General features: G+C 70.5%; 10 protein-coding genes. 9 read left to right on the top strand and 1 reads right to left on the bottom strand.

What is annotated here, in order from left to right; genetic code table 11:
- The first annotated feature begins 124 nt into the window (after positions 1 to 124).
- The 6 genes from LOY02_RS11735 (at position 125) to LOY02_RS11710 (ending at position 3992) form a co-directional block, all read left to right on the top strand.
- Positions 125 to 538, top strand: coding sequence for a helix-turn-helix transcriptional regulator (locus LOY02_RS11735; RefSeq protein ID WP_317182545.1), 414 nt, complete (start codon positions 125 to 127; stop codon positions 536 to 538).
- A gap of 1 nt (position 539) precedes the next feature.
- Positions 540 to 1490, top strand: a complete 951-nt coding sequence (locus tag LOY02_RS11730; protein ID WP_317182544.1) for a hypothetical protein — start codon at positions 540 to 542, stop codon at positions 1488 to 1490.
- Between the two features lie 81 nt (positions 1491 to 1571).
- Complete coding sequence (locus LOY02_RS11725; protein WP_317182543.1) at positions 1572 to 2576, top strand: asparaginase; 1005 nt, start codon at positions 1572 to 1574, stop codon at positions 2574 to 2576.
- Positions 2577 to 2587: 11 nt separating this feature from the next.
- Positions 2588 to 3013, top strand: a complete 426-nt coding sequence (dtd, locus tag LOY02_RS11720) for a D-aminoacyl-tRNA deacylase (protein WP_317182542.1) — start codon at positions 2588 to 2590, stop codon at positions 3011 to 3013.
- A gap of 121 nt (positions 3014 to 3134) precedes the next feature.
- Positions 3135 to 3446, top strand: coding sequence for a DUF2516 family protein (locus tag LOY02_RS11715; RefSeq protein ID WP_317182541.1), 312 nt, complete (start codon positions 3135 to 3137; stop codon positions 3444 to 3446).
- A 72-nt stretch (positions 3447 to 3518) separates the two neighbouring features.
- Entirely contained in the window at positions 3519 to 3992 is a 474-nt protein-coding gene (locus LOY02_RS11710) for a phosphomannose isomerase type II C-terminal cupin domain (RefSeq protein ID WP_317182540.1), read from the top strand.
- A gap of 85 nt (positions 3993 to 4077) precedes the next feature.
- On the opposite strand, the gene LOY02_RS11705 is transcribed toward LOY02_RS11710, so the two are convergent.
- Positions 4078 to 4914, bottom strand: coding sequence for a class I SAM-dependent methyltransferase (locus LOY02_RS11705; RefSeq protein WP_410505944.1), 837 nt, complete (start codon positions 4912 to 4914; stop codon positions 4078 to 4080).
- A 128-nt stretch (positions 4915 to 5042) separates the two neighbouring features.
- On the opposite strand from LOY02_RS11705, the gene mshA reads away from it, so the two are divergent.
- From mshA to LOY02_RS11690, 3 genes are all read left to right on the top strand, one after another.
- Positions 5043 to 6344: a D-inositol-3-phosphate glycosyltransferase gene (gene mshA / locus LOY02_RS11700; protein ID WP_317182538.1), complete on the top strand. Its 1302-nt coding sequence runs from the start codon at positions 5043 to 5045 to the stop codon at positions 6342 to 6344.
- A gap of 24 nt (positions 6345 to 6368) precedes the next feature.
- Positions 6369 to 6902 carry a YbjN domain-containing protein gene (locus LOY02_RS11695; protein WP_410505943.1) on the top strand — a complete coding sequence of 178 codons (534 nt, stop codon included), beginning with the start codon at positions 6369 to 6371 and terminating at the stop codon, positions 6900 to 6902.
- A gap of 21 nt (positions 6903 to 6923) precedes the next feature.
- On the top strand, positions 6924 to 7583 hold a 660-nt coding region (locus LOY02_RS11690; protein ID WP_317182536.1), incomplete at its 3' end, for a phosphoglyceromutase.

Below are 7583 nucleotides of genomic sequence, written 5' to 3'. Positions count from 1 at the left end.
CGCGGCGTCGAGCATCCAGCGCAGGGTCGGAATCGTGTGTGGCCGGCGGCGCCGCCCGGACTGTGTGCGGCATCACGCTGTCTAGAGTTTGCATTTTGCTTGCTCTAGTTAGCATAATGAAGGTGTGAGCAAACTCCCCGATCTCGGCGCCTACTTGCGTGAGCAGCGCGAGAGTGCCCAGCTGTCCCTGCGACAGCTTGCCGAGATCGCCGGAATCTCGAATCCCTATCTGTCGCAGATCGAGCGTGGCCTCAAGAAGCCGAGCGCGGAGATCCTGCAGCAGATCGCGAAGGGGCTCGAGGTCTCGGCGGAGTCGCTCTACGTCCGTGCGGGAATCCTCGACGAGCGGGTCCTCTCCCACGACCCTGCCGCCGCACCGGACGTCCTCTCAGCCATCGCCGCCGACCCGGTTCTCACCGACCGTCAGCGGGCGGTGCTCGTCGAGATCTATGAGTCGTTCGTCGGCCCGAAGAAGCGCCGAGCCACAACGGCTCCCCAGGCCCATGGGAAGCGCAAGGCAACCCAGAAGGAGAACTGAGATGGCTCTCAACCAGAAGAAGATCAGCAAGGCCGTCAAGGACGCCCAGAAGCAGGCCGAGGCAGCCGTCGCGGATGTCCGCAACCAGCTCGACAACCGGCTTCCCGAGGTGACCGTCGACCCGACTCCGTTCTACGCGGTCGTCGGTGCCGCGAACATCGCGGTCGACACGGTCATGCACGCGGGTGACCAGCTCGAGGTGGCGGCCCGGCAGGCCCGGACCGTCGACCTGCGCAAGGGCGCCAAGAAGGAGGCGAAGCAGCTGCAGAAGGATCTCCAGAAGCGGCTGGCCGACCTCCAGGCCCGCACGGCGGAGCTCCAGAAGGTGGCGACGAAGTTCGCCGACCGCTTCGTCAAGGAGGCGCAGGAGATTCCCGCCCAGGTGCTCAACCAGGGCCTCGTCCTCGCGAGCAACGCCAAGGACCAGTACGACGCCGCCGCGGCGCGTGGTGAGCAGATCGTCGCTGACATGCGGACCGAGGGGACCAAGGCCGCTGTCGGTCTTGCCGAGGCTTCCGAAGCGGCCGTGGAGCGTGGTCGCAAGGTCGCCAAGACCGCGAGGACCGAGAGCGAGAAGGTCGCCAAGACCCTCGTCGACACGGTCTCCGACGACGCCGATAAGGTGGCCGCCCAGGTCGAGTCCTCCGTCCACGCCGTCGAGGAGGCTGCTGAGCCGGTCAAGGTCAAGCGCACCCCCGCACGCCGCACGGCAGTCCGCAAGGCCGCCGCTCGACAGGGCGCGGCGACGCGCAAGGCCGAGCGGGTCGAGGAGACGACGACGCGCAAGGTGGCCGCACGCACGGCCGCCGCGAAGCGTTCCACGCCTGCGAAGAAGACGACCGCGAGGAAGTCGACCGCGAAGAAGACGACCGCGAAGAAGGCCCCGGTCCGCACGACCACGGCCAAGAAGGCTCCGGCCCGCAAGACCGCGGCCAAGAAGTCCGCGAACTGACGACCGGTTCCTCGGCTGGGCCGCCACCTTCGGGTGGCGGCCCTGCCGCTTTCCTGCGACAGACACGGCATACTGCGGGGCGTGCCTGACGTCGCTCCGCAGTGCCTGCCCGTGGACCCCGCCGGGGTCGCTCCGTCCCTGACCGGCGCTCCGGTCGTCGCACACGTCGTCCGGGGCGGCTTCGTCGAGTCGGTGCACCACGGCCTCGCCGTCGTCACGGCGCCCGACGGGAGCGTCGAATTCGAGGTGGGCGACTCCTCCGGACCCATCTTCCCGCGCTCGTCGAGCAAGCCGATCCAGGCCTTGGCCATGGTGCGCCACGGCCTGGACACCGATGGAGCGCTGCTCTCCCTCGCCTGCTCGAGCCACTCGGGCGAGGACTTCCACGTCGAGGCGGCCAGGGCGATCCTCGCCCGGGCGGGGCTCTCGGAGTCGGATCTGCAGAACACGCCGGACCACCCGTTCGACGAGGTGGCCAGGATCGCGTGGATCACCGCCGGCCTGCCCAAGCAGTCGATTGTGCAGAACTGCTCCGGGAAGCACGCCTCGATGCTGGCCACGTGCGTTCTCAACGGGTGGGACACCGCGACCTACCGCGAGCGGGACCACCCGCTCCAGGTGGCCATCACCGAGACGGTGACCGAGCTCGCCGGCGAGCAGCCATCGGCAGTCGCTGTCGACGGCTGTGGCGCCCCGATCCACGCGATCCCGCTTGCCGGGCTCGCGCGCTCCTTCGGTCGGCTGGCCGCGGCCGGCGAGGGCCCCGAGGCACGCATCGCCGCCGCGATGCGCGACTTTCCCGAGTATCTCGGAGGCACGCGCCGGGACGTGACCAGCCTGATCCGCAGCGTCCCGGGACTCATCGCCAAGGACGGGGCCGAAGCGGTGTTCGCCGTGGGTCTGCCCGACGGCCGCGGCGTCGCCGTGAAGATCGCGGACGGCGCCTCGCGGGCCAGGGGCGTCGTCGTCGCCGCGGTGCTGCGCAGGATCGGGATCACCGATGGGGAGGCGCTCGCCCCGCTCGAGCACGAGCCCGTGCTCGGCCACGGGGAACCCGTCGGCTCCGTCGTCGCCGTCGGCATCTGAGGCGCCGGGCCATGCGGGCGGTGCTCCAGCGAGTGACCAGGGCGAGAGTCGAGGTCGACGGGGAGGTCGTGGGGGAGATCACCCGACCCGGCCTGGTCGCGCTCATCGGGGTCACCCACGACGACGGACCGCAGCAGGTCGAGCGGATGGCCCGCAAGATCGCCGAGCTGCGCATCCTCCGCGACGAGCAGAGCGTCGCGGACGCCGGTGCGCCGGTCCTCGTCGTGAGCCAGTTCACCCTCCATGCCGACACCCGCAAGGGAAGGCGCCCGTCGTGGTCGGCCGCGGCGCCGGCGCCGGTGGCGGAGCCCCTCGTCGAGGCCGTCGCTGCAGCCCTCCGGGCCCGGGACATCGAGGTCGCCACGGGACGTTTCGGGGCGATGATGTCCGTGTCACTGACGAACGACGGCCCGGTGACCCTCGTCATCGACGTGTGATCCCTGAGCCGCCGCAACGCAGAGGCGGCGGCTCAGGGATCACCCCGACCACACCCTGAACTCCGCCGGATCGTGACCGCAGCGTGGATCAACCACCGACGACGCCGGTTAGGCTTCCAGCATGCAGCTGTTCTACGGCTTCCAGAGCGCCGTCCAACTCATCATCGGGGTCGTCGCCTTCGGGGCGGAGCTCTATTCGTTCGTGGACGCCCTTCGTCACCCTGAGCGCGCCTATCTCGCGGCCGGCAAGCGCACCCGGACCTTCTGGCTCGTCCTGCTCGGCGTGGCGGTCGCCATCGGCTTCGTGACGATGTTCAACCCGCTCAGCCTCTTCGGCCTGCTCGCGATCGTGGGCGCCGCCGTCTACCTCGCCGACGTGCGCCCCGCCCTGCGCCAGGTGCGCGGGATCGGCGGCTCGTCCGACCGCTGGTGAGCCTGCCCGGGACGGGCCGTTCGCCCTCGCCTGATACGGCACACTGGGCACTCACCACCAGAAGGGGAGGGCATGAACAACCATGAGGGCGCGGGCGCAGTCGCGACGGAACTGAGCGACATGACGGACGACGAGGCACGGCCGGAGCACACACCGGACGACTACGCGCGCGGCCATCGTGACCCGACCGAGGACATCTTCGTGTCAGAACGGCCGTGGGGGACCTTCCAGCAGTTCGTGTCCAACGAGCAGGTGACGGTCAAGATCATCACCGTCCAGCCAGGTCACCGGCTCTCGCTCCAGCGCCACGACCAGCGGGGCGAGATGTGGCAGGTCCTCGACGTGCCCATCGACATCACCGTCGACGACCGCACGTGGAGGGCATCTCCCGGCGAGACGATCTGGGTGCCGCGGGGCTCGACGCACCGCATGGGCAACTCCGGGACGCAACCCGGGCGGCTCCTCGAGGTCGCGTTCGGGCACTTCGACGAGGCCGACATCGAGCGGCTCCAGGACGACTACGCCCGCTCCGACGACGGGCAGTAGCGCCCACCGGGCACCCATCCAGCCGTATGCCGCTGGGCGAGCTCAGCGGCATACCGCTGAGTTGGTCCTCCGTGGCGCCAGCGCCTCAGGGCCGCCGTGGCGCGACCGCGTCCCACGAGACGGTGGCTTCTCCCAGACGCCAGCGGGCGGGGCCGTCGAGGAGCGGCCATCGCTCCCGGACGTCTGCGGCGGCGGCGAGGAAGCGCTGGCGGGCACCCCACGCGGCCTGGGGCGCGCTCCTGGCCCAGGCGCGGTCGAGGTCGGCGAGGAAGGCGTGGATCGGCTCACCGGGAACGTTGCGGTGGATGAGCGCCTTCGGCAGGCGCTCGGCGACGTCCGAGGGTCGGACGAGACCCCCCAGCCGCAGCGAGATCGTCAGCGATACCGGGCCGCCCTCGTCGACCGCCACCCAGGTGGCCCGTCGTCCGACCTCGTCGCAGGTGCCGTCGACGAGCACGCCGTCAGGAGCCAGCCGGTTGCGGAGCCGGTCCCACGCGGCCGGAACCGCCGACTCGTCGTACTGCCGCAGGACGTTGAAGGCCCGGACGACGGTGGGGCGCGCGCCCTCGTCGAGCGGGACCTCGAAGCCGCCTCGGACGAAGGTGAGGCCGTCGCGTCGGAGCGGTGCGGCCGCGGCGACGCGTTCGGGGTCGATCTCGATGCCGACGACCTCGACGTCGCGGCGCACGCGGCGCAGCCGGTGGTGCAGCTCCACCGCGGTCACTGGCGAGGCGCCGTAGCCGAGGTCGACGACGACGGGAGGCTTCGGGCTCCGGCGCAACCGCCAGGCCTGCGGCCCGGTGAGCCAACGGTCACACCGACGGAGCCGGTTCGGGTTCGTCGTGCCCCGGGTAATGGTCCCGACGGGGCGATCTCGGTCGGCCACGGGCCCGCAGCCTAACCCGGCCGCCGCTCCGTCCATGAATCGAGGCCGGGTGGGCCCGCGGACCATGAACCAACCCCCAGGGTCCGGCGTCGACCCGGGGTGCGGAATACATCGAATCGGCACAGTGGTTGAGTCGGTAGACACGGTGAACAAGAAGGGCGCAGATGTCGGCAGACCCCAGGCGCGTGGCGATGATCAGCGTCCACACGTCCCCGCTCGAGCAGCCGGGCACCGGCGACGCGGGCGGCCTCAACGTCTACGTCGCCGAGACGGCCAAGGAGCTCGCCCGCCGCGGGATCGAGGTCGACATCTTCACCCGTCGCACGACGGCCGAGACGCCGATCATCGGCGAGCTCGCGCCCGGCGTGCGCGTGATCAACGTCACGGCAGGGCCCTACGAGGGGCTGCCGAAGGAGGAGCTGCCGGGTCAGCTGTGCGCGTTCTCGGCCGGGACCATGCAGGCCGGCCTGTCACTGCCCGAGGACCACTACGACCTCGTCCACACGCACTACTGGCTCTCCGGTCAGGTGGGGTGGCTCGCTGCCGACCGGTGGGGCGTCGCCCTCGTCCACACGATGCACACCATGGCCCGGGTCAAGAACCTCCACCTCGCGGAGGGCGACACCCCCGAGCCCCGGGGGCGGGAGATCGGCGAGGCCCAGGTCGTCGAGGCCGCCGACCGCCTCATCGCCAACACCGACGGCGAGGCCCAGGACCTCATCGACCTCTACGACGCACCGCCTGCCAGGGTGTCCGTGGTCCCACCCGGGGTGGACCTCGCGACCTTCACACCGGGCGACACGAGGACTGCTCGGGCCGAGCTCGGCCTGCCGGTCGACGGTGAGCTGCTCCTCTTCGTCGGCCGGATCCAGCCCCTCAAGGCACCCGACCTGCTGCTGCGCGTTGCGGCAGAGCTGCTGCGCCGTGACCCCGGGCGCCGGGAGCGGCTCACCGTCGCCGTTCTCGGTGGACCGAGTGGTTCCGGCCTGGCTCGGCCGCACGGACTCGAGGAGCTCGCCGAGCAGCTCGGCATCACCGACGTCGTGCGTTTCGTCAAGCCCGTGCCGCGACCGGTCCTCGCACAGTGGTACCGCGCCGCGGACGTCGTCCTCGTCCCGAGCTACAGCGAGTCCTTCGGCCTCGTCGCCATCGAGGCCCAGGCCTGCGGCACCCCGGTCGTCGCCGCAGACGTGGGCGGGCTTCCCACGGCAGTGGGCGACGCCGGGGTCCTCGTCGACGGGCACGACAGCCCGACCTGGACCGACGCCGTCCAAGGGCTGCTCGACGATGACGGGCTCCGCGCCGACCTCGGACGACGGGCGATCGAGCATGCCGCCGGCTTCGGCTGGGAGGCGACGACCGACCGACTGCTCGCCGTCTACCGGCAGGCCATCCACGAGCGCACGCACTCGCCGATCGCCAACGGCAAGGGCATCGTCGGCGTTCCCCGGGCGGTCATCCCGTGAGCCGCCGCGCCCGCGCCAACTGACATGCTGGTCTCCGTGAGCGAACCACAGAGCACCGGCCCGGCCGCCGCAGGGAGCCGACTCGAGGAGTACCTGCAATCCGTCGACCTCGAGTGGGAGCTCGGGTCCCGCGAGGGCGAGTACGTCGTGACCCTCCCCGGGGAGAAGAAGCTCAAGACCGTCGTGTCGCTGCTCATCCGACCGCGGACGACGAGCGTGTCCGCGTTCGTCATCCGCAACCCCGACGAGAACCACGAGGAGTTCTACCGCACCCTCCTGCGCAAGAACCTCCGGCTCACCGGGATCGCCTATGCGATCGACGCGGACGGGGACGTGTACGTCCGCGGTGAGGTGCCGACCGAGGCGCTCGACGGCGATCACCTCGACCAGCTCTTCGGGGTCGTGCTGGCTGCGAGCGACGAGGCGTTCAACGAGCTGCTCGCCCTCGGCTTCCTCGGCTCGATGAAGAAGGAGTGGGCCTGGCGCATCTCCCGCGGCGAGTCCACCCGCAACCTCGATGCCTTCCGTCACCTGCTGGACGACGGGTCCGACGACTGAGAGCGTCGCTAGGCTGGCGGCATGACCTACACGCTTGTCCTCGTCCGGCACGGCCAGAGCGAATGGAACGCCAAGAACCTCTTCACCGGCTGGGTCGACGTCGACCTGACGGAGCTGGGCCGGGCCGAGGCCGTGAGCTCGGGCCAGCAGCTCGTGGAGGCGGGCATCCTGCCGGACATCGTCCACACGTCCGTGCAGCGCCGCGCCATCACGACCGCGAATCTCGGTCTCGACGCGGCCGACCGTCACTGGATCCCGGTCAAGCGCAGCTGGCGCCTCAACGAGCGCCACTACGGCGCCCTCCAGGGCAAGAACAAGAAGGAGATCCTCGAGCAGTTCGGCGAGGAGCAGTTCATGCAGTGGCGCCGCTCCTACGACGTGCCGCCGCCGCCGATCGACCCGGAGGACGAGTACGCCCAGACGGACGACCCGCGCTATGCCGGGCTCGGCGCCGCGATGCCGCGCACGGAGTGCCTCAAGGACGTCGTCGCGCGGATGCTCCCGTACTGGGAGACAGAGATCAAGCAGGACCTCGCCGACGGCCTCACCGTGATGATCGCGGCACACGGCAACTCCCTGCGCGCGCTCGTCAAGACGCTCGACGGGATCAGTGACGAGGACATCGCGGGGCTCAACATCCCGACGGGCATGCCCCTCGTCTACGAGCTCGACGAGTCCTTC

The organism is Intrasporangium sp., from assembly GCF_032907665.1.
Taxonomy (GTDB): Bacteria; Actinomycetota; Actinomycetes; order Actinomycetales; family Dermatophilaceae; genus Intrasporangium.
Note: the sequence above shows the minus strand (reverse complement) of the source record. Positions and strands in the feature narration are given on the sequence as shown.

Bases quoted from the DNA above. Each gene is read 5' to 3' on its own strand.
- LOY02_RS11730 (WP_317182544.1), top strand. From the start codon at position 540: ATGGCTCTCAACCAGAAGAAGATCAGCAAGGCCGTCAAGGACGCCCAG.
- dtd (WP_317182542.1), top strand. From the start codon at position 2,588: ATGCGGGCGGTGCTCCAGCGAGTGACCAGGGCGAGAGTCGAGGTCGAC.
- LOY02_RS11715 (WP_317182541.1), top strand. From the start codon at position 3,135: ATGCAGCTGTTCTACGGCTTCCAGAGCGCCGTCCAACTCATCATCGGG.
- LOY02_RS11710 (WP_317182540.1), top strand. From the start codon at position 3,519: ATGAACAACCATGAGGGCGCGGGCGCAGTCGCGACGGAACTGAGCGAC.
- LOY02_RS11705 (WP_410505944.1), bottom strand. From the start codon at position 4,914: ATGGACGGAGCGGCGGCCGGGTTAGGCTGCGGGCCCGTGGCCGACCGA.
- mshA (WP_317182538.1), top strand. From the start codon at position 5,043: ATGTCGGCAGACCCCAGGCGCGTGGCGATGATCAGCGTCCACACGTCC.
- LOY02_RS11695 (WP_410505943.1), top strand. From the start codon at position 6,369: ATGCTGGTCTCCGTGAGCGAACCACAGAGCACCGGCCCGGCCGCCGCA.